This is a genomic window from Micromonospora terminaliae, from assembly GCF_009671205.1.
Taxonomy (GTDB): Bacteria; Actinomycetota; Actinomycetes; order Mycobacteriales; family Micromonosporaceae; genus Micromonospora; species Micromonospora terminaliae.
In genome coordinates this window covers 3,915,191-3,941,616 of record NZ_CP045309.1, presented here as the reverse complement: position 1 = coordinate 3,941,616, position 26,426 = coordinate 3,915,191, and the positions used below count along the sequence as shown (strand labels likewise).

General features: G+C 74.0%; 26 protein-coding genes and 2 pseudogenes. 13 read left to right on the top strand and 15 right to left on the bottom strand.

All coding sequences use genetic code 11. The features are described 5' to 3' along the window. A complete protein-coding gene (locus tag GCE86_RS17835) occupies positions 1–870 on the top strand; it encodes an AraC family transcriptional regulator (RefSeq protein ID WP_154228015.1) in 870 nt (289 codons plus the stop codon). A 23-nt stretch (positions 871–893) separates the two neighbouring features. On the opposite strand, the gene GCE86_RS17830 is transcribed toward GCE86_RS17835, so the two are convergent. The 9 genes from GCE86_RS17830 to GCE86_RS17790 all read right to left on the bottom strand — a co-directional run bounded on the left by GCE86_RS17830 (position 894) and on the right by GCE86_RS17790 (position 9,447). Next, the gene (locus GCE86_RS17830) at positions 894–1,562 is read right to left on the bottom strand and encodes a DNA alkylation repair protein (RefSeq protein ID WP_208818023.1); all 669 of its coding nucleotides are present in this window, start codon (positions 1,560–1,562) and stop codon (positions 894–896) included. Positions 1,563–1,612: 50 nt separating this feature from the next. Continuing rightward, positions 1,613–2,500, bottom strand: coding sequence for a hypothetical protein (locus tag GCE86_RS32120; RefSeq protein ID WP_239542887.1), 888 nt, complete (start codon positions 2,498–2,500; stop codon positions 1,613–1,615). A 49-nt stretch (positions 2,501–2,549) separates the two neighbouring features. Then, the gene (locus GCE86_RS17820) at positions 2,550–3,503 is read right to left on the bottom strand and encodes a redoxin domain-containing protein (RefSeq protein WP_154228014.1); all 954 of its coding nucleotides are present in this window, start codon (positions 3,501–3,503) and stop codon (positions 2,550–2,552) included. Continuing rightward, positions 3,504–4,646 (bottom strand): epoxide hydrolase family protein, encoded by a 1,143-nt coding sequence (locus GCE86_RS17815; RefSeq protein ID WP_204342599.1) that lies wholly within the window; start codon positions 4,644–4,646, stop codon positions 3,504–3,506. A gap of 125 nt (positions 4,647–4,771) precedes the next feature. Beyond that, positions 4,772–5,290: a peptide-methionine (S)-S-oxide reductase MsrA gene (gene msrA / locus GCE86_RS17810; protein ID WP_154228013.1), complete on the bottom strand. Its 519-nt coding sequence runs from the start codon at positions 5,288–5,290 to the stop codon at positions 4,772–4,774. Further along, entirely contained in the window at positions 5,283–5,753 is a 471-nt protein-coding gene (gene msrB, locus GCE86_RS17805; protein WP_154228012.1) for a peptide-methionine (R)-S-oxide reductase MsrB, read from the bottom strand. Before msrB ends, msrA begins: the two co-directional genes overlap by 8 nt. A 107-nt stretch (positions 5,754–5,860) precedes the next feature. Beyond that, positions 5,861–7,708: a glycoside hydrolase family 15 protein gene (locus GCE86_RS17800; protein WP_154228011.1), complete on the bottom strand. Its 1,848-nt coding sequence runs from the start codon at positions 7,706–7,708 to the stop codon at positions 5,861–5,863. Positions 7,709–7,803: 95 nt separating this feature from the next. Next, a complete protein-coding gene (locus tag GCE86_RS17795; protein ID WP_154228010.1) occupies positions 7,804–8,421 on the bottom strand; it encodes a class I SAM-dependent methyltransferase in 618 nt (205 codons plus the stop codon). Positions 8,422–8,436: 15 nt separating this feature from the next. Further along, entirely contained in the window at positions 8,437–9,447 is a 1,011-nt protein-coding gene (locus GCE86_RS17790; protein ID WP_154228009.1) for an NAD(P)/FAD-dependent oxidoreductase, read from the bottom strand. A gap of 81 nt (positions 9,448–9,528) precedes the next feature. On the opposite strand from GCE86_RS17790, the gene GCE86_RS17785 reads away from it, so the two are divergent. From GCE86_RS17785 to GCE86_RS17765, 5 genes are all read left to right on the top strand, one after another. Beyond that, the gene (locus GCE86_RS17785) at positions 9,529–10,116 is read left to right on the top strand and encodes a helix-turn-helix domain-containing protein (RefSeq protein WP_154228008.1); all 588 of its coding nucleotides are present in this window, start codon (positions 9,529–9,531) and stop codon (positions 10,114–10,116) included. 94 nt (positions 10,117–10,210) lie between these two features. After that, complete coding sequence (locus tag GCE86_RS17780) at positions 10,211–10,894, top strand: DUF6928 family protein (RefSeq protein ID WP_204342531.1); 684 nt, start codon at positions 10,211–10,213, stop codon at positions 10,892–10,894. A 272-nt stretch (positions 10,895–11,166) separates the two neighbouring features. Next, positions 11,167–12,648, top strand: a complete 1,482-nt coding sequence (locus GCE86_RS17775) for an NCS2 family permease (RefSeq protein WP_154228007.1) — start codon at positions 11,167–11,169, stop codon at positions 12,646–12,648. 230 nt (positions 12,649–12,878) lie between these two features. Further along, on the top strand, positions 12,879–13,361 hold the full coding sequence (locus tag GCE86_RS17770; protein WP_204342532.1) for a GNAT family N-acetyltransferase: 483 nt from the start codon (positions 12,879–12,881) through the stop codon (positions 13,359–13,361). A 63-nt stretch (positions 13,362–13,424) separates the two neighbouring features. Further along, on the top strand, positions 13,425–14,222 hold the full coding sequence (locus GCE86_RS17765) for an alpha/beta fold hydrolase (protein WP_154228006.1): 798 nt from the start codon (positions 13,425–13,427) through the stop codon (positions 14,220–14,222). On the opposite strand, the gene GCE86_RS17760 is transcribed toward GCE86_RS17765, so the two are convergent. Continuing rightward, entirely contained in the window at positions 14,160–15,578 is a 1,419-nt protein-coding gene (locus GCE86_RS17760; protein WP_154228005.1) for a beta-propeller domain-containing protein, read from the bottom strand. The genes GCE86_RS17765 and GCE86_RS17760 overlap by 63 nt on opposite strands. After that, positions 15,575–16,078, bottom strand: a complete 504-nt coding sequence (locus GCE86_RS17755) for a SigE family RNA polymerase sigma factor (protein ID WP_154228004.1) — start codon at positions 16,076–16,078, stop codon at positions 15,575–15,577. The genes GCE86_RS17760 and GCE86_RS17755 overlap by 4 nt, the downstream gene beginning before the upstream one ends. Positions 16,079–16,316: 238 nt before the next feature. On the opposite strand from GCE86_RS17755, the gene GCE86_RS17750 reads away from it, so the two are divergent. Then, positions 16,317–17,117: a helix-turn-helix domain-containing protein gene (locus GCE86_RS17750; protein ID WP_154228003.1), complete on the top strand. Its 801-nt coding sequence runs from the start codon at positions 16,317–16,319 to the stop codon at positions 17,115–17,117. A gap of 14 nt (positions 17,118–17,131) precedes the next feature. Here the strand turns inward: GCE86_RS17750 and GCE86_RS17745 are convergent, their stop codons facing one another. Both GCE86_RS17745 and GCE86_RS17740 read right to left on the bottom strand, forming a co-directional pair. Continuing rightward, on the bottom strand, positions 17,132–18,067 hold the full coding sequence (locus GCE86_RS17745; RefSeq protein WP_208818022.1) for a phosphotransferase family protein: 936 nt from the start codon (positions 18,065–18,067) through the stop codon (positions 17,132–17,134). 41 nt (positions 18,068–18,108) lie between these two features. Next, on the bottom strand, positions 18,109–18,687 hold the full coding sequence (locus tag GCE86_RS17740) for a dihydrofolate reductase family protein (RefSeq protein ID WP_154228002.1): 579 nt from the start codon (positions 18,685–18,687) through the stop codon (positions 18,109–18,111). 91 nt (positions 18,688–18,778) lie between these two features. Between GCE86_RS17740 and GCE86_RS17735 the strand changes: the two genes are divergently transcribed. Next, positions 18,779–19,351, top strand: a complete 573-nt coding sequence (locus GCE86_RS17735; RefSeq protein WP_154228001.1) for a TetR/AcrR family transcriptional regulator — start codon at positions 18,779–18,781, stop codon at positions 19,349–19,351. Positions 19,352–19,424: 73 nt separating this feature from the next. Beyond that, on the top strand, positions 19,425–20,573 hold the full coding sequence (locus GCE86_RS17730; RefSeq protein ID WP_154228000.1) for a polysaccharide pyruvyl transferase family protein: 1,149 nt from the start codon (positions 19,425–19,427) through the stop codon (positions 20,571–20,573). Positions 20,574–20,579: 6 nt separating this feature from the next. Here GCE86_RS17730 and GCE86_RS17725 read toward each other — a convergent pair whose 3' ends face one another. Then, on the bottom strand, positions 20,580–20,786 hold the full coding sequence (locus tag GCE86_RS17725; RefSeq protein WP_154227999.1) for a hypothetical protein: 207 nt from the start codon (positions 20,784–20,786) through the stop codon (positions 20,580–20,582). A gap of 84 nt (positions 20,787–20,870) precedes the next feature. Between GCE86_RS17725 and GCE86_RS17720 the strand changes: the two genes are divergently transcribed. Beyond that, the gene (locus GCE86_RS17720; protein WP_154227998.1) at positions 20,871–21,392 is read left to right on the top strand and encodes a DinB family protein; all 522 of its coding nucleotides are present in this window, start codon (positions 20,871–20,873) and stop codon (positions 21,390–21,392) included. A 7-nt stretch (positions 21,393–21,399) separates the two neighbouring features. On the opposite strand, the gene GCE86_RS17715 is transcribed toward GCE86_RS17720, so the two are convergent. Continuing rightward, positions 21,400–22,275, bottom strand: a complete 876-nt coding sequence (locus GCE86_RS17715; RefSeq protein WP_154227997.1) for a carbohydrate kinase family protein — start codon at positions 22,273–22,275, stop codon at positions 21,400–21,402. 63 nt (positions 22,276–22,338) lie between these two features. On the opposite strand from GCE86_RS17715, the pseudogene GCE86_RS32610 reads away from it, so the two are divergent. The 3 genes and pseudogenes from GCE86_RS32610 to GCE86_RS17705 all read left to right on the top strand — a co-directional run. Then, a pseudogene (locus GCE86_RS32610) lies at positions 22,339–22,791 on the top strand (ATP-dependent helicase); the annotation flags it as partial. 99 nt (positions 22,792–22,890) lie between these two features. Continuing rightward, positions 22,891–25,485 (top strand): annotated as a pseudogene (locus GCE86_RS17710) (DEAD/DEAH box helicase); the annotation flags it as partial. Beyond that, positions 25,482–26,420, top strand: coding sequence for an SWIM zinc finger family protein (locus GCE86_RS17705; protein ID WP_244317008.1), 939 nt, complete (start codon positions 25,482–25,484; stop codon positions 26,418–26,420). The pseudogene GCE86_RS17710 and the gene GCE86_RS17705, both read left to right, overlap by 4 nt. The last annotated feature ends 6 nt before the right edge of the window (positions 26,421–26,426 follow it).

The following is a 26,426-nucleotide window of genomic DNA, read 5'->3' as shown; positions in this document are numbered from 1 at the left end:
GTGATCTCGGCACTCAACCGGCTCGTCGACCTCGTCGAGGAGCACCTCACCGAGGAACTCGACGTCACCGGGCTGGCCCGGACGCTCGGCACGACCGAATACCACCTGCGGCGGATGTTCTCGTCGCTGGCCGGCATGCCGCTGTCGGAGTACGTGCGCCGGCGGCGCATGACCCTCGCCGCCGCCGATGTCGTCCGCGGTCAGGACGACCTGCTGAGCATCGCCGTCCGGCACGGGTACGGCTCGACCGAGGCGTTCGGGCGCGCGTTCCGGGCGGTCCACGGTGCCGGCCCCGGTGACGTCCGCCGCGACGGAGGCCCCCTTCGCACACAACCGCAGCTCAGGTTCCGCCTGACCGTCGAAGGGAGCAACCCCATGCACACCCGCATCGTCGACCGCCCCGCGTTCCGGCTCGTCGGGCACGCCGCCCGGGTCCCGCTGATCCACCACGGCATCAACCCGCACATCCAGCAGCACATCGCCGCGCTGCCGATGGAGGAGCACCTCCGGCTGAAGGCCCTCGGCGACGCCGAGCCCGGGGGGCTGCTGCAGGTCTCCGACGACCTCGATCCGGACGCCACCGAGGGCAGCGAACTGACGTACCTGCACGGGGTGGCCCTCTCCCCGGACACGCCGGCACCCGGCGACCTCGACGTCATCGAGGTGCCGGCCGGCCGGTGGGCGGTCTTCCGCACCGCCGGACCGCACCCGCAGGTGTTGCAGGAGACCTGGGCCGCGACCGCGACCGAGTGGTTCCCGTCGAACCCGTGGCGGCTGCGGCCCGGGCCCTCGATCGTCGCCGTCCTCGATCGGGCGGACGACTTCAGCACGGCGACCTGCGAGCTGTGGCTACCGGTCGAACCGGCCTGACGGACCGACGGTGCGCCGGCCGCTCACGACTGCTGCCGGCGCACCATCTCGGTGATCCAGGTCGGTGCGAACGGAGACGTGCAACCCGGGGGAGTCGGGTAGTCCTTGAGCACCTCCAGGCGCTCGCCGATGTCGATGGCACGGGCGCGGAGCGCGGCGTTCTCGATCCCGATCTGCGCCAGGCAGTGGTTCATGGCCCACTGCAGGCGGTCCGGCGCGTCCTTCAGCTCCGCCTCGATGACGTCGAGCAGCCCGGCGAGGTCGAGGCCCTCCGGCTTCTTCGCCACGCGTTCCGTGGTCAGGGCCCAGCCGGCACTCGCCACCACGGGATCCGGGTCGGCGGACCAGGCCAGGCGTAACTCCTCGGCGTGCGGGTTCTTCTTCACGACGTAGTTCACGAGCCAGTCGTGCACCTTGGGTGTGCGTGCCTCGCGCAGCATGGCGTCCAGCTCGTCACGCCCGAACGCCTTCGGCCGGCAGATCAGGAGCGCCAGCAGCCTCGCCGCGCTGTCGCCCGTCGCCCAGAGCCGGCACGCGAGTTCCTGCTGCGTCTTCAGCCGCTTCGCGAGCGCGCGCAGCGCGCCGAGGTTCACCCCGTGATCGTCACCGTGCCGCTCGTTCACGGCGCGTGCCTTCGGGTCCTCGAGCGCGGCCAGCTCGGCCAGCACCCCGGCAACCGTCGTCTCGGACACGTCAGCCTCCCGCCCGTCACCTGCGAGATGCAGCCTACGACGCGCCCCCGTCAGACCCCGTTGAGCTGCCGGACGACGGAGCGGAGCCAGGGTTCGGCCAGGGCCGGCTCGTGGCTGGTCGCCGCCGCGAGCGCGCGCCGGCCCGGGGCGCCGCGACCGTACGCCACCAGGGCGACCGCCTCGGCGAGTGCCTGCCGGGCCCGCTCGTCGCGGTCCGGCCCGTCGTCGGTAAGGAGCCACCGGTCCGGCCGGAACGATCGGGTGAGTTTCGTCTGGTGGTCACCGAAGTAGGACCACACGAGGGCGTCCAGGGAGACGTTCCGCACCGAGGCGGCCGGGAGCCGGCGGGTCCATCCGGCGTGCTGGTGCCAGCGCCAGGTGTTGGGGCTCGTCTTCCGGCTCCGCGTGACGCCGAGGAACCGCAGCTTCCGCCGCACGACCTCCCACGGTTCGCGGGACTCGACGATCCAGTCGTCCAGCAGCGCGAACAGCTCCGTGAACGTCGAGCCCTCGTGGACCACGTCGACGAAGGTCACCGGCCGGTGCCGGCGGGCCAGGGCGTGGGGCGTCACGTCGAGGTCGGCCAGCACGCGGCGTGCGGCCGCGCGCTGCCCCGCCGACAGCGCGGGTACGCGCCATCTCCCGCGCCCGTCCACCACCGGCCGCCGGTGGAACGAGAAGGGGAGGCGCGCCAGGCGCTGCTCGGTGGTGATGCCGGTCAGGGCCCCGCTCAGGAGGTCGAACATCGAGTCCAGCGACCGGCCCACGAACAGCAGGTCGCCGTTGCCACTGCGGGCCAGCACCCGGCCCGCGCACTCCGTCAGCTCGTCGACGAACCACAGGTCCGGTTCGGGACCGCCGGACAGCATCGAGCCGAGCTGGTCCGGTGTCACCAGATCCCAGCGGAACGGTGGGCTCACCTCGACCGGCTCGGGCACCCGGCGATTCTGCCAACGGGCGCGGATCGGCGCGAGGTCGTTTCCGCCGTCAGCCGAAGGTGAACACGTACGCCTCGGCGCCGGGTTCGAGGAAGGTGAGTTCCAGCGTCCGCTCCCGGACGGCGTCCCGCTGTCGGACGAGCTGGTAGAGCCGGCCATCCCGGAGCAGGCCGTTGCCGTCCTCGTCGACGTCGTCGCCGTGTGCGGAGCCCGGGGCGGCGCCGTCGAGGAGCAGGCGGAAGGGGATCGGGCCGCGCGTTCCGGGCGACAGCACGAGATGCGCGTCGCGGGCCTGGAACCGGAAGGCGAGGGTGCCGCCGGCCCGGTCGAGCACGACCTTCTCGGAGCCGATCGTCCACTCCCCACCGAGCGCCCAGTGGTCGGCGGGCAGGCTCGCCGGGAGTTCGTAGGCGCCGCTCGCGTCGTACGTGGCGTCGTCCGGTGACGCGAACTGCTCCGAGCGCGCGTACCCCAGGTAGGTCTCCTGCGTGCGCAGGTGGTCCCAGTCGGCGTCGGCCTCCACCCCGGTCCCCTCGACGGGGACGAGGTCGCGGTCGACGCCGAGCAGCCGCTGGATCACCCGTTCCGACTTCTCGTAGCGGCCCTCGCCGAAGTGGTGGTCCTGGATGACGCCGTCCGCGTCGACGAAGTAGAGCGCCGGCCAGTAGTGGTTGTCGAACGCGGTCCACACCCCGTAGTCGTTGTCGAGCGCCACCGGGTAGTCGATCCCACGGGCCGCCACCGCCCGGCGCACCTCGTCGACGTCGTGCTCGAACGAGAACTCCGGCGTGTGCACGCCGACGACCACCAGCCCGTCGTCGCGGTAGGCCTGCGACCACGCCCGGACGTACGGCTCCTGGCGCAGCCAGTTGATGCACGTGAGCGTCCAGAAGTTCACGACGACGGGGCGTCCCCGCAGCTCGGCGGGACCGAGTGGCTCGGAGTTGAGCCACCCGGTCGCCCCGTCGAGCGCGGGCAGGCGCAGCCGTTCGGAGACGGCCATCTAGCGAACCGACCGGAAGGCGGTGCGGAGCTCGTCGGTCAGCAGTTGCGGCTGCTCCCACGCCGCGAAGTGCCCACCCCGGTCGAGCTGGTTGTAGTGGATGAGGTTCGGATACGCCTGCTCGGCCCAGCTCCGCGGCGCCTGGTAGAGCTCGTCCGGGAAGACGCTCACGGCGGCCGGCACCGAGACGTCCTTGGCGCCGAGGAAGGAGTACTTGTTCTCCCAGTAGATGCGGGCGGAGGAGACGCCCGTGTTGGTCAACCAGGTGAGCGTGATGTTGTCGAGGATGTCGTCGCGCGTGAGGCCCCCGGGATTCCCGGCGAACGCCCGGCAGATCAGCTCCAGGCTGGCCGCGTCGTGGTCGCACATGAAGGTCGCCAGCGCGACGGGCGAGTCCGCCAACCCGATCAGGGTCTCGGGGCGGGTGGCCATGATCAGTGCGTAGGCGGAGTGCTTCCAGAAGAAGTCCTGCTGCTCGGCGGCCCGCCGCTCCTCCTCGGAGAGGTTGGCCGGCAGCTTGGCGAGCGCGCCGTTGATTCCGGTGATGTCGGACTGGACCAGCGCGTCGATCTCGAACGGAACCGTGCTCGGCATGTTGGTGTGGATGGCGGCCAGTTCCGGCGGCGCCTGCACGCCCATCAGGTTGGTGATCAGGGCGCCCCAGTCGCCGCCCTGCGCGACGAACCGGTTGTAGCCGAGGCGCTTCATCAGCTCGGTCCAGGCCCTCGCAACGTGGTCCGGCCCCCAGCCGGGTTCGGTCGGCTTGCCGGAGAAGCCGTAACCCGGCATCGACGGGATCACCACGTGGAAGGCGTCCGACGCGGACCCGCCGTGTGCCGTCGGGTCGGTGAGCGGCTCGATGATCTTCAGCTGCTCGATGACGGAACCGGGCCAGCCGTGCGTGACGATGAGCGGCAGCGCGTTCTCGTGCTTGGACCGGACGTGGATGAAGTGGATGTCCAGGCCGTCGATCTCGGTGATGAAGTTGGGCAGGGAGTTCAGCCTCGCCTCGGCCTTGCGCCAGTCGTACTCCTTCTCCCAGTAGCGGGCGAGGGCCTGGCTCGTCTCCAGCGGCACGCCCTGGGACTGGTCGTTGACGGTCTGCCTATCCGGCCAGCGGGTCGCCGCGATGCGCCGGCGCATGTCCTGGAGGTCCGCCTCGGGGATCTCCACCGTGAACGGCTTGATGTCGGTGGCGCGGGCGAGCGTCTGGGTCCTGGCGGCCACGTCGGGCTCCTTTTCCTCGTTGGTCACTCGGCTGCGTGCGGTCAGCTCTGGTTCTCGCCCCGGCGGGGCAGCTTCCAGTCGGGCCGGGGGAAGTGGCAGGTGTAGCCGCCGGGATGCTTCTCCAGGTAGTCCTGGTGCTCCGGCTCCGCCTCCCAGAACGGGCCGGCCGGGGTGACCTCGGTGACGACCTTGCCCGGCCACAGGCCGGAGGCGTCGACGTCCGCGATCGTGTCCTCGGCGACCCTCCGCTGCTCGTCGTCGCAGTAGAAGATCGCCGACCGGTAGCTGGTGCCGACGTCACCGCCCTGGCGGTTGAGGGTCGTCGGGTCGTGGACCTGGAAGAAGAACTCGAGAAGGTCCCGGTACGAGAGCTTGTCCGGGTCGTAGGCGATCTCGATGGCCTCGGCGTGGCCCTCGTGGTTGTAGTACGTCGCGTTCGGCACGTCGCCGCCGGTGTAGCCGACCCGCGTGGACACCACGCCGGGCCGTTTCCGGATGAGGTCCTGCATCCCCCAGAAGCAGCCGCCGGCCAGGACGGCCTTCTCCGTCTTGTCACTCATCGCTTCGCCCCCCGTCCGGGTGCTCGAACAGTGCGCGGTACTCGCCGTACCCTTCCCGTTCCAGGTCGTCGCGCCGGATGAACCGGAGCGCCGCGGAGTTCATGCAGTAGCGCAGCCCGCCGGTGGCGATGGGGCCGTCGTCGAAGACGTGCCCGAGGTGGCTGTCACCGTGCGCGGACCGGACCTCGGTGCGGACCATGCCGAGGGCGACGTCGCGGACCTCGACCACGTTCCGCGGCTCGATGGGCTTCGTGAAGGAGGGCCAGCCGGTGCCGCTGTCGTATTTGTCGACCGACGCGAACAGTGGCTCGCCGGACACGACATCCACGTAGATGCCCGGTTCCTTGGTGTCCCAGTAGGGGTTGGCGAAGGGCCGCTCGGTCCCGCCCTCCTGGGTCACGTGGTACTGCTCGGGCGACAACCGGGAAACTGCCTCCGGGTTCTTGCGGTACTCGTGCGACACCGTCGTTCCTCTCGGCTGGGTTGTCGGCAAGGAAGGCCGGTTCAACGGGCTGCACACGCAGCGCGTGTGGCTACCCGGCCTGCCGTCGGCTAACCCCGTCCCGAGATTCAGCGTCTGCGCCGGGCCTCGGCCTCGGCGTCGAGCATGTCGTTCAGCGCCAGCGCGGTGTTGATCAGGGCGAGGTGGCTGAAGGCCTGCGGGTAGTTGCCGATCTGCTCACCGGTCGAGGCGATCTCCTCGGCGTACAGGCCGAGGTGGTTGCTGAAGGTGAACATCTTCTCGAAGGTGAGCCGGGCGTCGTCGAGCCGGCCGGAGCGGGCCAGCGCCTCGGCGTACCAGAAGGTGCACATGTTGAAGGTGCCCTCATGGCCGGGGAGCCCGTCGGGGGAGTGGACCGGGTCGTACCGGTGGACCAGGCTGTCGGAGACCAGTTCGCGCTCGATGGCCTCGAGGGTGCGGCACCACATGGGATCGGACGGCGTCACGAAGCCGACCGCCGGCATGGAGAGCAGCGCGGCGTCCAGGACGTTCTCGCCGTAGGCCTGGACGAAGGAACCGCGGCCCCGGTGGTAACCGCGCGCCATCACCTGGTCGTAGATGAGGTTCCGCTGGGTGGTCCAGCAGCTGACGTCCCCCGGCCGGCCGGTACGGGCGGCGAGCCGGATGGCCCGGTCCAGGGCCACCCAGGACATCACCCGGCCGAAGGTGTAGTCCCGGGGATGGTGCCGGCTCTCCCAGATGCCGGCGTCCGGCTGGTCCCAGTTGTGGCACAGCCAGTCGATGAGCCGCACGGTGCTCTTCCACACCTGGTGGGACACCCGGATGCCCTGCTCGTCGGCGACGTGCATGGCGTAGAGCGCCTCGCCGTGGATGTCGAGCTGGAGCTGGTCGGCGGCGCCGTTGCCGATCCGGACCGGGCGGGAGCCGCGGTAGCCCTCCAGGTGGTCGAGCACCTCCTCGTGGAGGTCGGACGAACCGTCGACCCGGTACATGATCTTCAGTGGGGCCTGGTGGTCGCCGGCCTCGCGGATCCGCTCGTCGAGCCAGTCCATGTACCGGCCGACCTCCTCGGTGAAACCGAGGCCGAGCAGCGCGTGCACCGAGAAGGACGTGTCCCGGACCCAGGTGTAGCGGTAGTCCCAGTTGCGGGTGCCGCCGACGAGTTCGGGCAGCGCGGCCGTCGGCGCGGCGATCATCGCGCCGGTGGGCGCGTACGTCATGAGCTTCAACGTGATGGCCGACCGCTCGACCATCTCCCGCCAGCGGCCGGTGTACCGGGAGCGCTCGACCCACCGTCGCCAGTAGTCGCGGGTCCACTCGAACATCCCCTGCACCTCTTCGAGCGGGACCGCCCGGGGTTCCATCTCGGAGTTCGTCTCCAGCACCACGCCGCCGGTGTCGCCCTGGTTGAGGGTGCCGAACCCGATCAGGTCGCCGTCCCCGAGGTGCATGTCCTCCTTGGCGATGAGCTGGCGGATCGGCTGGACCGGGTTGAAGGTGAGCGACGCGGACGAGCCGCGGAAGACGAACCCGTTCCGGTGCCGCTCCAGCCGGGGTTGCTCGCGCGCGTAGTCGAACCGGGGCCGGCACTCCAGCCGGAACCGCATGCTGCCCCGGACCATGGTGACCATGCGCACGAGGCGGTGCACGTCGGTGGCCTTCTCGCCGGTGACCGGCATGAAGTCCTGGATCTCGGCGACCCCGTCGGCGCTGATGAACCGGGTGATCAGGATCGGGGTGCCGGGCAGGTAGAGCTGTTTCGTGACGTAGGTGGTCTCGTGGGGCGCGATCCGGAAGAAGCCACCGCGCTCCCGATCGAGCACGCTGGCGAAGATGCTGGGGGAGTCGAAGCGGGGTGCGCAGAACCAGTCGATCGTGCCGTCACAGGTCACCAGGGCGGCGGTCTGAAGATCACCGATGAGCCCGTGATCCTCGATCGGCGGATACTCGCTCACGTCGCCCCCCGTTTCGACTGCACCCTCACCGCAGTAACTTAAAGGGCAATATTGTCCATGTAAGTCGGATTCGTGAATGCCACCCCTCCGCGTGCTCAGCCGCGCCGGCGGGCGCGCAGAACCGCGTCGTGCAGGGTGCTCGACCGGCCGTCCGGGGCGGTGACCGACCGGGACCGGGTCTCCGCCATGACGTCCTCCCACCGCGCCGGGTCGAGGCCCGCCGCCAGCCGCCCGGCCGTGACGTGCGCCGTCGCCGGAGCACCCTCCGCGGCGGTGTGCGGGTCGGTGGGGTCGTGACCCACCACGAGCAGCGTGCCCCCGGGCGCGACGGCGGCGGCCAGCCGGTCGACCAGATCCTCGCCCGCGCCGTGCACGTAGGAGCTGGTCACCAGGTCGAAGCCCTCCTCAAGGGCACGCCAGCCGGCCAGGTCGGCCCGCACCCACTCGACCCGGCCGGCGACCTCGGCGCCCTGCGCCGCCGCGTGCTCGCGAGCCCGGCGCAGGGCGCCGTCCGCGACGTCGACCGCGGTGACCCGCCAGCCGCGTGCCGCCAGCCAGATCGCGTCGGCGCCCTCGCCGCAGCCCGCGTCCAGCGCCGTGCCGGGCGCCAGGTCACCGGCCTCCGCCACCAGGTACGGCGTGGGCGTCCGGGGATGCGCCGCGTGCTGGTGGTGGTACCGCTCCTCCCAGTACGCCCGGTCGAACTCCGCCATGGCCGCCTCCCCGGTTCACAGTCCGTGGCGACGGTCGCCCGCCACCAGTTCGCTCACCCGCGCCTCGGTCTGCGCCGAGAACACGTCCCGCTGCCGCGCGTCGACCGCCCGGCGGGTCTCCTCGGCGACCAGGTCGCCGTTGATCGCGGCGGCCGCCAGGGCGCCCGCCGCCGCTGCCGCGCCGACCTGGGCGGCCGGGTCGGTGACGTTGCCCGCGACCCACACCCCGGGCACCTCGGTACGCCCCGTCGGGTCGGCGGGCACGTGCTCGCCGGCCCCGGACGGGTGCGCCACGGCCCGCAGCCCGAGCGCCGCCAGGAACCCGGCCCGCGCCACCATCCGGGGGGCCGCGACCAGCACCTCGCGCGCGACCGACCGGCCGTCGCCCAGGCGTACCCCGGCCAGCCGGTCCGCCACGACCTCGACGGACGCGACCTCGCCCTCGATCACCGGGACGCCCCGCGCGGCCAGCTGTTCGGCCTGCTCGTCGGTGAGCGGCGGCGCGGTGTGGCGGAGGAACAGGACATCGTCGCTCCACTGGCGGAACAGCAGCGCCTGGTGCACCGACAGCGGCCCGGTGGCCAGCACACCGATGGCCCGGTCGCGCACCTCCCATCCGTGGCAGTACGGGCAGTGCACCACGTCCCGGCCCCACCGGTCCCGCAGTCCGGGCACCTCGGGCAGCTCGTCGACCAGGCCGGTGGCCACCAGCAGCCGGCCGGCCCGCACCCGCCGGCCGCCGGCCAGCGCCACGGTGAAGCCCTCCTCGTCGCGGGTCACCGTGTCGACCTCGCCGTCCACCAGCTGTCCGCCGTACCGGCGTACCTCGTCCCGGCCGCGCGCCAGCAGCTCGGCCGGGGGCATGCCGTCACGGGCCAGCAGGCCGTGCACCCCGTCGGCCGGCGCGTTGCGCGGGCTGCCTCCGTCGATCACCAGGACCGACCGGCGCGCCCGGGCCAGCATGAGCGCCCCGCTCAGCCCGGCGGCGCCGCCGCCGATCACGACCACCTCGTACCCTTCGGCCATCCTGACCACCTCCTGGCCGCAACGATGCGGCGGTGGTGGCCATACCCGCAAACTTTGTTGCCGTTCTGGCAAACTGGGGTGATGGACGACGACCTGGACCGGGCCCTCGACACGGTCGGGCCCCGGCTGCGCGCGCTGCGCCGCGAACGGGAGACCACCCTCGCCGAGCTGTCGGCCACCACCGGCATCTCGGTGAGCACCCTGTCCCGGCTGGAGTCCGGCAGCCGCCGCCCCACCCTCGAACTACTGCTGCCCCTGGCCCGGGCGCACGGCGTGACCCTCGACGAGCTGGTCGGCGCCCCGCCCACCGGCGACCCGCGCATCCACCTGCGGCCGGTCACCCGGCACGGCATGACCATGCTGCCGCTCACCCGCCGGGCCGGCGGCATCCAGGCGTACAAGCTGGTCATCCCCGCGGGCGGGCGGCCCGCCGAGCCCACCCCGCAGACCCACGAGGGGTACGAGTGGGTCTACGTGCTCAACGGCCGGCTGCGGCTGGTGCTCGGCGAGCACGACCTGGTGCTCGCACCCGGCGAGGCGGCCGAGTTCGACACCCGGGTGCCGCACTGGTTCGGCCGGGCCGACGAGGAGGCCGTCGAGTTCCTCAGCCTCTTCGGCGCCCAGGGCGAACGCGCCCACCTCCGCGCCCGCCCCCGCACGGCTTCCTAGAGATCTTGGTGGGAAGTGGCCCCTACCGGGGCCTTTTCCTACCAAGATCTCGCCGGTACCGTGCGGTGACACTCGTCGGGGGAGGGGCGCGGGCGTGGGGGCGAAGACGGCACTGCTGGCGTACGCGGACGGGGACATCGCCACGGCGTTGCGCGGGGCCACCGGCGGTGACCGGGACGCGGCCGAGGCGCTGGTCCGGCGGATCCACCCGGGGCACCTCGTCGACGGCGCCGCCGACGAGTGCCTGTGGGACGCCGTCTACCCGCCCGACGACGTGACGTACGCCGTCGCGCTGGCCGGGGTGGACCTGCTCTGCGACCGGCGGCTGGCCGTCAACCCGCCGTCCGCGCTGCCCGCACACCTGGTCGAGGCCGGCGCCGGGCGGCGGATCGTGCTCCATGGCATGCAGTCGGTCAGCGACTGGCTGGGATTCGCGGTGTGGGAGGACGGCGTCCTGGTCCGGTCGCTGAACGTGGGACCCGAAGGCGTCGGTGAGAACATCGGCGAGCCACTACCGTTCGAGCTCCCGTACTGGGCGGGGGAGCACCCGGTGCCGGGCTGGGACCGCCTGCCGTTCCATCCGCTGGAACTGGGTGAGGCGGCGCTGCGGGCGCTGTTCGGCTTCGTGATGGAGGGCCGCCGGCGGCCGGACGACGTGGACGCCGACGCCGTCCGGCTGCACGGGTTCCGGGTGACCGACCCGACCGGCCGGGAGCAGGCCGCGCGCGACGAACTCCACGAACTGGCACGCCGGATGGTGCTCCAGCGCCGCGCCTAGCTCGCGCGCGGCACCGGGCCCGGGCGTGACCTTGGCCACCCCCGGGCCGGATCCCCGCTCAGCGGCAGGTCATCTGCCGTTACCCGGCGGTTAAGGTGGGCCTCGCGAAGTCGCTTCCCCGGACCCCGGGGCGCGGCTTCGTAGTGCTTCACGGGATCCGTGGAGCCCAGCCGCCCCGACGTTCTCCGGGCCAACCGAAACGGGACGGCTGCACCCCCACCGCCTGGCCGGCGCAACCGGCTGGGCCAACCCGGAACGGAGTAAGCCACGCCATGAGCGTGACTACGCAGGATCCTGCTGCCCCGGTGGAGCCGGCGGAACCCGCCGCGCAGAGCCGCCTCGACCGCTTCTTCGAGATCACCCGACGGGGCTCGACGGTCCGGCGCGAGGTGCTCGCCGGGCTCACCACGTTCGCGACGATGGCCTACATCGTCGTGCTGAACCCCCTGATCATCGGCACCGCGCCGGACGCCGACGGCAAGACCCTCGGCATCCCGGCGGTCGCCGGCGTCACCGCCCTGGTCGCCGCCGTCATGACGATCATGATGGGCATCGTGGGCCGGGTGCCGTTCGCGGTGGCCACCGGTCTCGGGCTGAACGCGTTCGTGGCGTACGCGGTCGCGTCCCAGATGAGCTGGGCCGAGGCCATGGGCCTGGTCGTCATCGAGGGTCTGATCATCACCGTGCTGGTGCTGACCGGGTTCCGGAAGGCCGTCTTCCGGGCCATCCCGGCCGAGCTGAAGGCGGCCATCGCGGCCGGCATCGGCCTGTTCATCGCGCTGATCGGCTTCGTCGACGGTGGTCTGGTCCGGGCCGGCAGCGGCGTGCCGCTGCAGCTCGGCTCGGGCAGCAACGGCACCCTGCACGGCTGGCCCACGGTCGTCTTCGTGGTCGGCCTGCTGGTCACGGGCATCCTGGTCGCCCGCAAGGTGAAGGCCGGCGTCCTCATCGGCATCGTGGCCACCACGGTCATCGCGGTGATCGTCAACGCGTTCGCCAAGCCCGGCCCGGCGCTCGTCGACGGCAAGCCCAACCCGGACGGGTGGCGGCTCAACGTGCCGACCCTGCCGGACCCGCTGGTCCAGAAGCCCGACCTGCACCTGCTCGGCAACGTGTCGTTCGGCGCGTTCGCCCACGTCGGCCTGATGACCGCGCTGCTGCTGGTCTTCACCCTGGTGCTGGCCGACTTCTTCGACGTCATGGGCACCACGGTCGGCCTCGCCAAGCAGGCCAACCTGGCCACCGAGGACGGCACCGACATGCCGCGCCTCGGCAAGGTGCTCTTCGTCGACGGCGTCGCCGCGGTCGCCGGTGGCGCGGGCAGCGCCTCGTCGGCCACCACGTACGTCGAGTCCTCCTCGGGCATCGCGGACGGCGGGCGGACCGGCCTGACCAGCGTGGTCACCGGCGTGCTCTTCCTGGGCGCCCTGCTGCTCACCCCGCTGGTGTCGCTGGTGCCGAGCGAGGCCGCCGGCCCGGCGCTGGTGGTCGTGGGCGCGCTGATGATCCGCCAGGTCAAGGACATCGACTTCACCGACGTGGGCGTCGCCGTCCCGGCGTTCCTGACCATGACGCTCATGCCGTTCACCTACTCGATCACCAACGGCATCGGCGCCGGCTTCGTGAGCTGGGTGGCGATCCGGGTGGCGCAGGGCAAGGCCCGGCAGATCCACCCGCTCATGTGGGCGGTGGCCGTCGCGTTCGTCATCTACTTCGCCATCAACCTGGTCAAGGCCGTCACCGGGGTCAGCTGACCCGTCCCGCGCCGCGCCCCCGTTGCCCGTTGGCCCGAGGCAACGGGGGCGCGGCGTATCCGGATCATGGGTTAGAGTGCCCGGGCGCGGACACGCGACCGTCGTGGGCGCAGGGGGAGATGAGGCCATGGATCGCCATGAGCTTCCCCTGCCATGCCCTCTTCCGGGTCGCGACTCCTGACTGAGCGTTCACCGCGACCCGGGTCACTCCATGACTCTGGAGAATCGCGTTGTTCATTTCTGACCTGACCACCGACCGTCTCGTGCTGCGCCCGTGGCCGGCCGAGGAGGCCGCCGCCGTCGTCGCCGGTGCGCGCCGCCCGCACTGGGCGGCGGACTTCCCCGCCCACGGCGAGCGGGTGATCGCCGGGATCATCGCCGGCAACCCGGACCGGCCGCACGGCCACCGGCTCATCATCGAGCGGGAGACCGGCCTCACCGTGGGCGGCATCGGGCTGAAGTTGCCGCCCACCGACGGCGCGGTCGAGTTCGGCTACGGCATCGTCGAGTCCCGGCGCTGCCGGGGCTACGTCACCGAGGCGGTCCGTGCGCTGGTGGCCCACGCCCGCACCCTGCCCGGGGTGACGCTCGTGTTCGCCACCGTCGACCCGGCCAACATCCCGTCGGTGCGGGTGCTGGAGAAGGCCGGCCTGCGCCGCGACGGCACCGTCGACAGTGACGAAGGACTGTTGCACCGGTACGTCGCCGGGTAACGCCGGACCGACCGGCCCGGCGGTGGGGCGACCCGCCGCCGGGCCGTCCGTCGTTGAACCGGCGTGAGCTACGCGGACGTCGACGGGGTGCGGCTCTGGTACGAGATCCACGGCACCGGCCGCCCGCTCGTCCTGCTGCACGGCGGGTACGGCTCGACGGAGACGTTCGCGCCGATCCTGCCCGCCCTCACCGCGCGCCGGCAGGTCGTCGCCGTCGATCTTCAGGGCCACGGCCGGACCGCCGACGTGGACCGGCCGCTGCGCCACGAGTCGATGGCCGACGACGTCGCCGCGCTGCTGCGGCACCTCGGCCTGCCGCCGGCCGACCTGCTCGGCTACTCGCTCGGGGGCGGGGTGGCCCTGCGTGCCGCGATCCAGCACCCGGCCCTGGTCCGCCGCCTCGTGCTGGTCTCGACGCCGTGCCGAAGGCAGGGCTGGTACCCGGAGGTGCTCGCCGCGATGGCCGCCCAGGACGAGCGGGTCGCCGAGCAGATGCGCGGCACCCCGCCGCACGAACGCTACGAACGGGTCGCGCCCCGCCCGCAGGACTGGCCGGTGCTCTGGGCGAAGACCGGCGAGCTGCTGCGCCGCGAGTACGACTGGTCCGCGGAGGTGGCCGCCCTGCCCATGCCCGTGCTGCTGGTGTTCGCCGACGCGGACTCGATTCCCGTGCGCCACGCGGCCGAGTTCTACGGGCTGCTCGGCGGCGGCCACCGGGACGCCGGCTGGGACGGCACCGGCCGGCCCGCGTCCCGGCTGGCCGTGCTGCCCGGGCTGACCCACTACGACATCGTCGGCTCACCCGCCCTGCCCGCGGCCGTGCTGCCCTTCCTCACCCACGAGGTGCGCGTCCCCGAGTGACCGCTGCGCCCGTCGCCGCCGCCGGAGCAGCCGCGCGGCCACCAGGCCGCCGAGCAGCAGCGCCGCCGCCCCGGCCGCCCACCAGACCCGGCCACCCGGCCCGGACGGCGGATCCGCCGCGCGGACCCGGCCGGCGCGCACCACTGCGTCCGCCACGTCGATGGCGAGCACCTGGTCCGGTGCGGTGAGCAGCGTCGTCGGCGCGGCGGCACCCGGGGCCAGGCCCAGCACCCGGACCGTCCGCACGTTCCCGTACGCGGTCCGCTGGTCCATCTCCAGCGCTCCGGTGAAGGAGGCCGGGGAGTTCGGCTCGGGCCGGTACCCGACCACCACGGCGGTCCCGTCGGCCTGCCAGCCGAGCAGCCGGATCGTGGTGACGCCCGCGACGGCGGGCAGCGCCGGGACGCCCAGGTCCGTGCCGCTGGTGTCGACCCGGCGCAGCCGCCACCGGTCGGTGCCCGGTTCGTGGCCGGCCAGCGCCAGCGTCCCGTCGGGCAGCCAGGCCCCCTTGCCGGCCAGCCCGCTCTCCGGCGGCAGCGGGAACGACGCGATCGACTGCCCGTCGGCGCTGGTCACGAGCACCTTGTCGCCGACCTGGTAGGCCAGCCGGGACCCGTCGGCGGTGAACGCGACCGGGGTGCCGAAGACCGGCAGCTGCTCGGTTTCGAGCAGGCGTACCGCCCGGCCGGTGTCCAGCCGCACCAGGCTGAGCGTGTTGACGTGGGCGCTGCCCTCCGGGTTGGCCGGCGTGGTGTCCCGGACCACCAGCGCGGTCCCGTCCGGCGCCCAGCCGGCCGGCTCGGTCAGCGTGCTGCCCTCTCGCGGGCTCGGCACCCGACGGACCGTCCCGTCCACCAGGTCGACCAGGTCGATCCGGGGATGCTCCCACGACCCGGCGGGCACGGCGAGCCGCCGCCCGTCGGGGGAGAGCAGCACCTGCTCGCCGGCCGGCGCCTCGTGGCCGACCGTCCAGGTGCGGTAGCGGTCGGCGTCGGCGCCGACGATGCCCACGGTGCCGTTCTCGTCGATCAGCCCGGTGAGCCCCCGCGCCTGCCCGCTGAACACCACCGACGCCGGGCCGAGCCGGGGCCGGTCGGTGGCGCGCAACGACCCGAACCCCGGCAGCCCGATCCGGTCGGGCAGGGCAGGGCCGTCCACACCGGCCGGTGCGACGGTGGCCGGCCCGCCGCCGCGCACCGACAGCGGCACGAGCGCCACCAGCACCAGCACCGCCGCGACCGCCGCCGCCATCCGCCGGCGGGTGCGCCGCGCGGTCCGCACCGCGCGGTCGTGCACCGGGTACGCCGGAACCTCGGCCGCCGCATCCCGCAGCGCCTCCCGCAGCCGTACGCTCATCGCCCGCTCCTCTCCGGCGTCGGCTCCCACAGGTCGGGGACGAGGTCGCGGAGCCGGCGCACGGCGTCGTGCCCGTGCCGCTTCACCGTGCCCACCGAGCAGCCGAGCACCTCGGCCACCTGCGCCTCGGTCAGGTCCTCGTAGTAGCGGAGCACCAGCACGGCCCGCTGCCGGGCGGTGAGCCGGCGCAGCGCGGCCACCACGCTGAGCCGCAGCGCGGTGTCGTCGGTGTGGTCGCCGCCGCCCCGCTCGACCGGCGTCGCGTCCAGCCGTTCCGCCACCCGCCGCCGGCGCCACCACGAGACCTGCTGGTGGTACATGACCCGGCGCACGTACGCCTCCGGGTCCCCGTCGTGGATCCGCCGCCAGTGCCGGTACGTCCGGGCCAGTGCGCTCTGCAACAGGTCCTCGGCGTGCTGGTGGTCGCCGGTCAGCAGGTACGCCGTCCGCGACAGCGCGGGCGACCGCTGCACCACGAACTCGTGGAACGTCTCCGACATGCCCACCCCCTCGCCCCCTAGGAACGCGTGCCACCCGCCGGATGGTTGAGGCGGTCATTCGACCACGCCCCGGCCGCCCCCGTGCTCACCGTCAGCCCGCGGACGTGGCGCGCTGTCGTGGTCTTCGCCAAGCGGGCGGCTTGACCCTGACGCAGCGTCAACCCGCCATGCTGGCGGCATGAACAATCCGGCGGCGGCCAGCGGCGAACGGCCTCCTGAGCAGGGCAGGATCAGGGGCATGCTGACGATCGGGCAACTGGCGTCGTACGCCGGTGTCACCGTGCGGGCGGTGCGGCACTACCACCAGATCGGTCTGCTGCCGGAGCCGGAGCGCGACGCCTCCGGCTACCGGCGGTACGGCGCGAGCGCCGTCGTCGCACTCCTCAAGATCCGCGCCCTGGCGGACGCCGGGGTGCCGCTGTCCGAGATCACCGCGCTGCTGCGGGCGGACCAGGCGGATTTCGCCGCGGCGATCCACCGCATCGACGGCCGCCTGTCCGACGAGATCAGCCGGCTGGAGACCAGCCGTCAGCAGATCGCCCAACTGGCCGCCGGGAACAGCGGCGGCCTCCCGCCGGAGGTCCTCGCCTATCTTGACCGGCTCCGGGAGATCGGGGTGTCCGAGCGCGTCGTGGAGGCCGAGCGGGACGGGTGGATCCTGATCTCGGCCCGCTGGCCGGACCAGGTGCGCGGGTGGATGCCGTTGAAGTTCGCGCAGTTGGATGACCCGCGGATGGTCCGGCTCTATCTGGTCCTGTCCACCTTGTTGGACGGCGACGTGGCCGGCGAACGCCTGACGGATGGGGCCGCCCACCGGCTCATGGAGGAGGCCGCCGACATCATGGCGGAGCTGTCCGAGGAGGCCTACGCCGCCGGCGAGGCCGCCGGCCAGGGTGATTCCGGGGACGACCTGCCGTACGACCTGCTCGACGCGCTCGCCGACGAGTCCCATCCCGGGGCCCGGCTGATGCGCGACCTGATGCGCGAGCGGGGCTGGACGAGCTGGACCCGGCAGGAGAAGCTCCCGGACCGGGCCTGAATCCGCCCTGGTCGTCAGCCCATACGCCGGGCGAGCCAGGGGAGCAGCGCGTCGCCCTGCAACCGCTGGAACGCCCGGACCGTCGGGATGCCGGGCGGGGGCGGCTGGCGGGCGCCGTCCAGGAAGAACCCGGTGAACCCGGCCAGCACCCCGGTCACGTCGGCGTGGTCCACCCCGGCGGTGAGCGGCCGGGCGGCCAGCAGCGCCTCCGGGTCGTGACCGCCGTGCACCTGCACGTTGATCAGGGTCAGCAGGCTGTCCAGCCAGGCCGGCCCGCGGCAGGCCCAGGGCCAGTCGACCACGGTGACGCCGCCGTCCGGGCCGATCAGCAGGTTGTCGGCCCGGATGTCGACGTGGCAGAGGGTGTCGCCGGCCAGCGCGGCCAGCCCCCGGTCGGCGGCCGCGCGCAGCTCGGGCAGCCGGGCCCGCGCCCACGGGTCCAGGTCGGCCGGTGGGTCGTCGGCGAGCCGCCGCCAGCCGCCGAAGTCGTACCCCAGTTGCTCGGCCGCGGTGGTGACGACCGCGGCGGGCGCCGGCGTGAGCACCCCGGCCATCGCCTCCAGGGTGGACAGCACGGCGGCCAGCTCGCCGGCCTCCCACGGCGTGACCGGGTGGCGGCCCTCGACGTCGCTGAAGACCAGCGCGATCCAGTCGCCGTCGTCGTGGCTGCCGAGCAGCCGGGGCGCCGGCGCGGCCGGCGGCAGCGCGGCGGCGATCCGCGCCTCCGCCCGGTGCAGCGTGGGGCTGCGGTCGTTCTGCGCCGGGCTGACCGCCTTGACGAAGGCCCGCCGCCCACCGGCGGTGCGGACCCGGTCGGCGGTGCCGGGGGAGAAGCCACCGTGCTGTGACTCGGCGGCGACCACCCGGTCGCCGAGGATCTCCTCGACCGCGGCGCGGACGGGCCCGGGCAGGTCCGTCCAGCGGATCCGGCTCTTCGTCAGGCTGGTCACCGACCCACCGTGCGCGACCCGTCCGGCCGCGGGCAACCCGATTACCGCGCCCCGGCGGTGTAGCGGAGCACCACCACGCCGCTGTCGAACGACCGGGTGCCGACCAGGGTGAACCGGGTGGGCGTGAAGCTCCGGTCGGCCAGCGGGATGCCGCTGCCGGCCACCACCGGGTTGAGCTTCACCACCAGCTCGTCGACCTCGTCGAGGAGCTGGCCGGCGAGCTGCCCGCCGCCGCAGAGCCAGATGTCGCCGCCGGGCTGGGCCTTCAGCTCGCGGACGAAGGCCACCGGGTCGCCGGCGACGATCTCGACCTGCGGGTCGTCCGACGGGGGCAGCGAGCGGCTGAAGACGTACTGCTTGAGGTGCGCGTAGGGACTGGTCACGCCGATCTTGAGCGCCGGGTCGTAGGTGGCCCGGCCCATGAGCAGGGCGTCGAAGCGGCCGGCCGGCGGCGAGGCGATGTCGAAGTGGGCGTGGGTGAACGTGGGGAAGGTCTGGGGCCACTCGGCGGTCAGGTGGGCCGCCACGTCGGGCTCCAGCGGGAGGTGGTCGTAGGACCCGTCGGGGGCGGCGATGAAGCCGTCGAGGGTGCTGGCGACGTAGTACACGAGCTTGCGCAAACCGACTCCGATGTCCGGCCTCAACCACAACGGCTGTCGTGGTCGAGAGAGAATGTACAACACCTGTCGTGGTTTTTGCTAGGGTGCTGGCATGGTCCGAAATCCGGAACGCCGTACCCTGCTCGCCGACGCCGGGTTGCGCGTGCTGGCCGCCGCCGGCGCGCGCGGCCTGACCCACCGCGCGGTGGACGCCGAGGCGGGCGTGCCCACCGGCACCGCTTCCAACTACTTCCCGTCCCGGGCCGCGCTGCTTGCCGCGCTGGCCGAACGGATCTTCGACCGGATGGCGCCCGACCCCGCGGTGCTGGCCGACCTCGGCCGGCGCGAGCCCTCACTCGCGCTGGTCACCGACTACCTGCGCTACATCGTCGAGCGCACCACCCGCGAGCCCGACCTCACCCGCGCCCTGTTCGAGCTGCGGCTGGAGGCCTCGCGCCGCCCCGAGCTGCGGGCCGCGCTGGGCGACGTGCTGCGCCGGGGGTACGCCGACGACGTCGCCTTCCACGTCGCCGCCGGGCTGCCCGGCGGCGCCTTCGAGATCGCCCTGCTGCACTACGCGGTCGACGGTCTCCTGCTCGACCAGCTCACCACCTCGATCGACGCCGGGTTCGACGTCGATCAGGTGGTGTCCGCCCTGGTCTCCCGTCTGGTCGCCGTCGCCTGACCTGTCCCGCGCCCAGGTATGTCCCGGCGACCAGCGGGAACGCGGTCCGGGACGCACCTGGGGAGGAGCGACGATGACGGATGGCGCCGGACTGACCATCGGTGTGCTCGGCTCGTACGGCGGTCGCAACCTCGGTGACGAGGCGATCCTCACGGGCCTCCTGGCCGACCTGCGTCAGCAGGAGCCGAACGCCCGGATCATCGTCTTCTCCCGTAACCCGGCGCACACCGCGCTGGCCCACCCGGACGTGGAGGCGGTGCCCTGGGAGGGCGTCAGCCGGGTCGACTCGTCGGCCGTCCTGGCCCAGCTCGACCTGCTCGTCCTCGGCGGCGGCGGCATCCTCTACGACAAGGAGGCCCGGCGCTACCTGCGGGTGGTCCGGGTCGCCCAGGAACGCGGCCTGCCGCTGCTCACGTACGCGGTCGGGGTCGGCCCGCTCAGCGAGGGGGTGGACACCGGGATGGTGCGGGAGACGCTGGGCAAGGCCACCGAGTTGACCGTGCGGGACCAGGAGTCCCGGATGGTGCTGGAGGAGGCAGGGCTGCTGAACCCGATCACCGTCACCGCCGACCCGGCGTTCCTGCTCACGCCCGAGGACTTTCCGGAGAGCTGGCTGCGCGAGGAGGGCGTACCGGCCGGCAAGCAGCTGGTCGGGCTGAGCGTCCGCGAACCGGGCCGGGCCGCCGAGCGGCTCGACGTCGACGGCTACCACCGGCTGCTCGCCCAGATCAGCGACTTCCTGGTGCACCGGATCGACGCGTACGTGCTCTTCGTGCCCATGGAACGCGACGACATCCGGCACTCGCACGGCGTGATGTCGCACATGGTCGCCGCCGAGCGGGGCCGGATCCTGCACAACGACTACTCGCCCCGGCAGGTGCTCGGCCTCATGAAGCACTTCGACCTCGCGGTCGGCATGCGGCTGCACTTCCTGATCTTCGCAGCCATGATGGGCACGCCGTTCCTGCCCCTGCCGTACGCGGGAAAGGTCTTCGACCTGGCCCAGCGGCTCGGGGTGCCGGCGCTGCGCGGCGTGGAGCGCGAGGTGGAGGGCCCGCTGCTGGCCGAGGTGGACCGGTTGTGGGACGAGCGCGACGCGCGAGCCGACGAGACCGCCCGGCGGGTGGCCGCCGTGTGCGAGCAGGCCCACGGCACGTCCCAGGTCACCCGCGGCGTGCTGGAGAGCCTCCGCTCGCGGACGCTGGCCAGGGCCACGGCCTGAGCGGCGTCAGGCCGCCGGACCCCGCCAGGTGTAGACCCAGGTGCCCTCCTGCTGGTCGTCCGTCTGCAGCTCGTAGATCTGGGCGTGGGCGAGCCCCTCCGGCCCGAGGTGGTGGTGGGTCAGCGGAGGGCGGCCGTGGCTGTCCAGCTCGACGGTGACGGTCTCGCCGTCGGCCGTGCCGCCCACCAGAGGGATCTGCACCGTGGATGCCATGCGCCCATCCTGCCCCGGGGATCGCCGCCGCGCAGCGGGATGCGGGGGCAGCGGGACGGCGGTCCCGGCGACTAGGGTCCGGGGATGGCGGAACCGGCGATCGACCCCACCCTCGGTCCGATCCTCGCCCGCACGGGCGGCGAACGGGCCATCCTCGAATCGTTCCTCGACTTCCACCGGGCCACGATCCTGCGCAAGACACGCGGCCTCTCCGACGCCGAGGCCACCCGGCGCCTCGTGCCCACCCGGACCACCCTCGCCGGGCTGCTCCGACACCTCGCCCTGGTGGAGCGGAACTGGCTGCCGTGCCTGTTCGCCCCCGAGCCGGGCGACGTCTACCTGACCAGCGAGGCCGACGCCGAGGCCAGCTTCACCCTCGAGCCCGGCGAGACCGTCGAGGGGCTGGCCGAGGTCTACCGGGCCGCCTGCGCCCGGTCCCGCGCCGTGGCCGCCCGGTTCGACCTCGACCACGTGGTGCCGCACCCGCAGCTCGGCGAGGTGTCGCTGCGCTGGGTGCTCGTGCACCTCATCGAGGAGACCGCCCGGCACGCCGGGCACGCCGACATCCTGCGCGAGCTGACCGACGGCGAGACCGGGGCGATCTGAGCCCGGCTCAGTCCCGGGGCAGCAGGCCGGCCGGATACTCCATGCCGTCGTGGGTGCAGGCCGCCGCGGCCACCCGGGCGGCGTACCGGGCCGCGTCGAGCGGGGTGGCGCCGCGCAGCCGGGCCGCGATCAGGCCGGCGGCGAACGCGTCGCCCGCGCCGTTGGTGTCGACCACGGCTCCCGGCGGCGTAATCGCGGGCACGTGGACCGGCGGGGTATCCGGGCCGTGCAGGGTGGCGCCCGCCGCCCCGCCGGTGACCAGCACCGTCCGTGGCGCCAGCGCGGCCGCCACCTTCCCGGCCCGGTCACCCAACCGGACGTCGCTGACGAAGACCAGGTCGGCCGCCTCGGCGAAGGGCCGGTGGTAGTCGTTCTCGCCGTCCCAGTCGTGCAGGTCGGTGGAGAGCGACACCCCGGTGTCGAGGGCCGCCGCCCGCAGGGCCGGCAGCGCGTCCCGGGCCCAGTCCATGATCGACACGTGCACGTGCGCGGCCTCGCGCACCAGCCCGGCCAGGTCCGCCTCGGCGAACGGCGCGGCGCCCGACCAGGGGCGCGGGTCGTAGAGGGACATCCGCCGGCCGGCCGGGTCGACCATGTTCACCGAGCGGCGGGTGCCGGCCGGCGCGTCGGCCAGCACGGCGCGTACCGAGGTGCGGGCCAGCGCCGCCCGGACCACGTCACCGGCCGGGTCGGCGCCCAGCACGTCGGCCAGCGCCACCCGGAGACCGAGGGCGTGCGCGGCCAGCGCCACCCCGGCGCCGGTGTTGCCGATCCGCAACTCGATCGGGGGCACCGCCAGCGAGTCGGCGGCCGGCAGCGGCAGGGCGGGCACCCGGGCGCGGATGTCCACGCCCAACCCGCCGATCACGAGCAGATCGACCATGGCGCCGACAGTAGTCCGCGCCGGCCGCCTATCCTGGCCCCGGGCGTCGTCGAGGGGGAGTGCGTGCTGGTCATCCACGGGCTGTGGCTGTCCGGCCGCGGGCTCGCCGTCTGGGCCGAGGACAGCTGGCTGCCGGCCGACGCGCCCCGCCGGCCCGGCCGCGCGCCGCGCGAGCGGCCACACCCCTTCGCCGCCGGCCACGCCGCCCTGGCGACCGCGCTCGACGGTCCGCCGGGCGCCCCGGCCGCCGTCCTGCTCGACCTGCCCACCCGGGCCGGCTCACCGCTGGACTCACCCGAGCTGGTCCGGACCGCCGTCGGGGAACCGGCCCGCGGCCGGGCCACCCGCGCCGGGTGGCGGGTCCCCGCCCTGGTGTACGCGCCGGACGCCGCCTTCGCCGTGCTCCGGGCGCTCGACCCGGGGGAGGCGGTGGCCGGGGCGAGCCTGCGCCACCTGGCCGAGCTGGCCGACTTCGCCGCCGACCTGGTCACCCGCGGCCGGCTCCTGCCCGGGCTCGCCGACCCCGACCCGACCTCCCTCTCCACGGTTCCGGCGGCCCTTCGTCAGGGCGGCGACCGACGTCGCCTGCGCGTGGTGGACGACTCGGACGTGGCCACCGCACGGGCCGTCTGGCGTCCGCTGCTCACCGGCACGGACGCGGCCTGGGCCCGCTCACTGGCGCTCGCGCTGCCCCCGGCCGTCCGCGCCGCCCGCGAGTGGCACGAGGACGGCGTGGAGCCGGGCAGCGTGACCGTGGGCGGCGCCGAGCCGGGGGAGCTGGTGGCCGAGGCGCTGGACGCGCTGGTCGACGCCGCCGCCCGGGCCGCGCTCGCCGACACCCGGCTGCCCCGGGGCATGCGCCCGAACGGGCCGGTGCCGGCCTGGCTGGCCGCGCTCACCGGCCCGGAGCGCGGCTTCGCCGCCGAGCCGGCCGCCCTGGACACCCTCCGGGCCGAGCTGGACGCCTGGCAGCGCGACGCCGCGGGCGGGCCGGTCCGGGCCGCGTTCCGGCTGGTCGAGCCGGCCGTCGACCCGGTGGCCGAGCTGGTCGAGGGCGGCGCCTGGCGGGTCGAGTTCGGCCTGCACCCGACCGACGAGCCGGGGCTGGTGGTCGACGCCGCGCACATCTGGCAGCGGCCCGCGCCCGCACTCGCCGCCCGCGGCGTCGATCCGCAGGAGACCCTGCTGGCCGAGCTGGGCCGGGCCAGCCGGCTCTGGCCGGAGCTGGACGCCGCGCTGCGCACGGCCGCGCCGGAGGGGATGGAGCTGGACGCCGACGGCGCGCACCGGTTCCTCCGGGAGGGCGCCCCGGTGCTGCACGCGGCCGGCTTCGGGGTGCTGCTGCCCTCGTGGTGGCGGCGCTCCTCGTCCCGCCTCGGCGCCCGGCTGCGGGCGCGCGGCCGCACCGCGCCCGGCACGGTGGCCGTCGCCGCCGGCGGGCTCGGGCTGGACGCCCTGGTCGACTACCGCTGGGAGGTGGCGCTCGGCGACCAGCCGCTGACCGCCGAGGAGCTGGCCTCGCTGGCCGATCTGAAGTCGCCGCTGGTGCGGCTGCGGGGGCGCTGGGTCGAGCTGGACCCGCAGCGGCTCGAGGCCGGGCTGCGGCTGCTCCGCTCCTCCGGCGAGCTGACCGTGGCCGACCTGCTGCGGATGGGGCTGGACGGGTCCGGCCGCCCCGGCGAGCTGCCGGTGCTGGAGGTGGTCGCCGACGGCGCGCTGGGCGAGCTGCTGGCCGGCGAGGCGGAGCGGCGGCTCACCCCGGCCGACCCGCCGCCCGGGTTCACCGGGACGCTGCGGCCGTACCAGCGGCGCGGGCTGGCCTGGCTGGCCTTCCTCCAGTCCCTCGGGCTGGGCGGGATCCTCGCCGACGACATGGGGCTGGGCAAGACCGTGCAGCTGCTCGCGCTGCTCGCCGGTGACCCGCCGGCCGCCGGGCCCACGCTGCTGGTCTGTCCGATGTCGCTGGTCGGCAACTGGCAGCGGGAGGCCGCGAAGTTCGCCCCGGACCTGCGGGTCCACGTGCACCACGGCGCCGAGCGGGCCCGGGGTGCGGCGTTCGCCACCGCCGTGCACGCCGCGGATCTGGTGCTGACCACCTACTCGGTGGCCGCGCGGGACGCGTACGAGCTGGCCGGGATCGACTGGCACCGGGTGGTGGTGGACGAGGCGCAGGCGATCAAGAACGCCTCCACCCGGCAGGCCGAGGCGGTGCGGTCGCTGCCCGCCCGGCACCGGGTCGCGGTCACCGGCACGCCGGTGGAGAACCGCCTCGCCGACCTCTGGTCGATCATGCAGTTCGCCAACCCGGGACTGCTCGGCCCGGCCGCCGGCTTTCGGAAGAAGTTCGCCGAGCCGATCGAGCGGCACGGCGACGCCGAGGTGGCCGAGCGGCTGCGCCGGATCACCGGGCCGTTCGTGCTGCGCCGGCTCAAGACCGATCCCACGATCATCACCGACCTGCCGGAGAAGCTGGAGATGGAGGTGCTCTGCAACCTCACCGCGGAGCAGGCGGCGCTCTACCGGGCGGTGGTCGACGACATGATGGCGAAGATCGAGTCCAGCGACGGGATCGAGCGCCGCGGGCTGGTGCTGGCCACCATGACCCGGCTCAAGCAGGTCTGCAACCACCCCGCCCAGCTGCTGCACGACGGCTCCGCCCTGCCGGGCCGCTCCGGCAAGCTGGAACGCCTGGAGGAGATCGTCGACGAGGTGCTGGCGGCGGGGGAGAAGGCCCTGCTCTTCACCCAGTACGCCGAGTTCGGCGGGATGCTGCGCGGCCACCTGTCGGCGCGTACGGGCCGGGAGGTGCTGCTCCTGCACGGCGGGGTGGGCAAGGCCGAACGGGACGCCATGGTGACCCGCTTCCAGTCCCCGGCGGGTCCGCCGCTGTTCGTCCTCTCGCTCAAGGCCGGCGGCACCGGGCTCACCCTGACCGCGGCGAACCACGTGGTGCACGTGGACCGCTGGTGGAACCCGGCCGTCGAGGACCAGGCCACCGACCGCGCGTTCCGCATCGGCCAGCGCCGCCGGGTGCAGGTCCGCAAGTTCGTCTGCGCCGGCACGGTCGAGGAGAAGGTGGCCGCGATGATCGCCGACAAGCGGAGCCTCGCCCAGCGGGTGGTGGGCAGCGGCGAGCAGTGGGTCACCGAGCTGTCCACCGACACGCTGCGCGAGCTGTTCGCGCTGGAGTCCGGGGCGGTGGTCGAGTGACCACACCGGACGGAGGGCCGCGCTTCGCCGAGTTCGGGCCGCCCCGGCGGGTCGAGGGCGGGCTGAAGGCGCGCAGCACCCGGGGCGCGATCGGGCGCTCCTGGTGGTCCCGCCGCTTCCTGGAGGTGCTGGAGTCGTTCGCCCTCGGCACCCGGCTCACCCGGGGCCGGGCGTACGCGCGCCGGGGCCAGGTGCTCCGGCTCGACGTGGCCCCCGGGCTGGTCACCGCCACCGTGCAGGGCTCCCGGCCGGATCCCTACCCGGTGCGGATCGGGCTGGCCGCGTACCCCGACGAGGTGTGGGAGCGGATCGAGGCGGAGCTGGCCGGGCAGGCGTTCTTCAGCGCCCGCCTGCTCGCCGGTGACCTCCCGGACGAGCTGGAGGAGCTGTTCGCCACCGCGGGCGCGCCGCTGTTCCCGGCGGCCGTCGGCGAGCTGGACCAGCACTGCGGCTGCCCCGACTTCGCGGTGCCGTGCAAGCACCTCGCGGCCACCTTCTATCTGCTCGCGGAGGCGTTCGACGCCGACCCGTTCCAGCTCCTGCACTGGCGCGGGCGGGCCCGGGGCGAGCTGCTGGACCGGCTGCGTACCCTGCGTGGCGCCGCACCCGGCGGCGCGCCGGCCGGCCCGGCGGCGGCCCTGGACGGGCCGGTCGCGCCGGCGGACGCGGGGCCGGCGGCGCGGCCCGTGGCCGGCGCGGGACGGGTCCTGGCGGGGCTGCCGGCGGTCCCGGCGGACGATGAGATCGACCGGTTCTGGGTGTCCCCGGTCGCGTTGCCGGACCGGCCGCCCACCCTCGCCACCGGACCGGAGCTGCTGCTGCGCCAGCTCGGCCCGCCCGGGGCCGCGATCGGCGGCCCGGGCCTCGTCGAACGGCTCCGCCGGGCGTACCGGGAGTTCGGTCGCGAGGCGGCGGGGCCGGACGACCCGCGCTGACCGGCG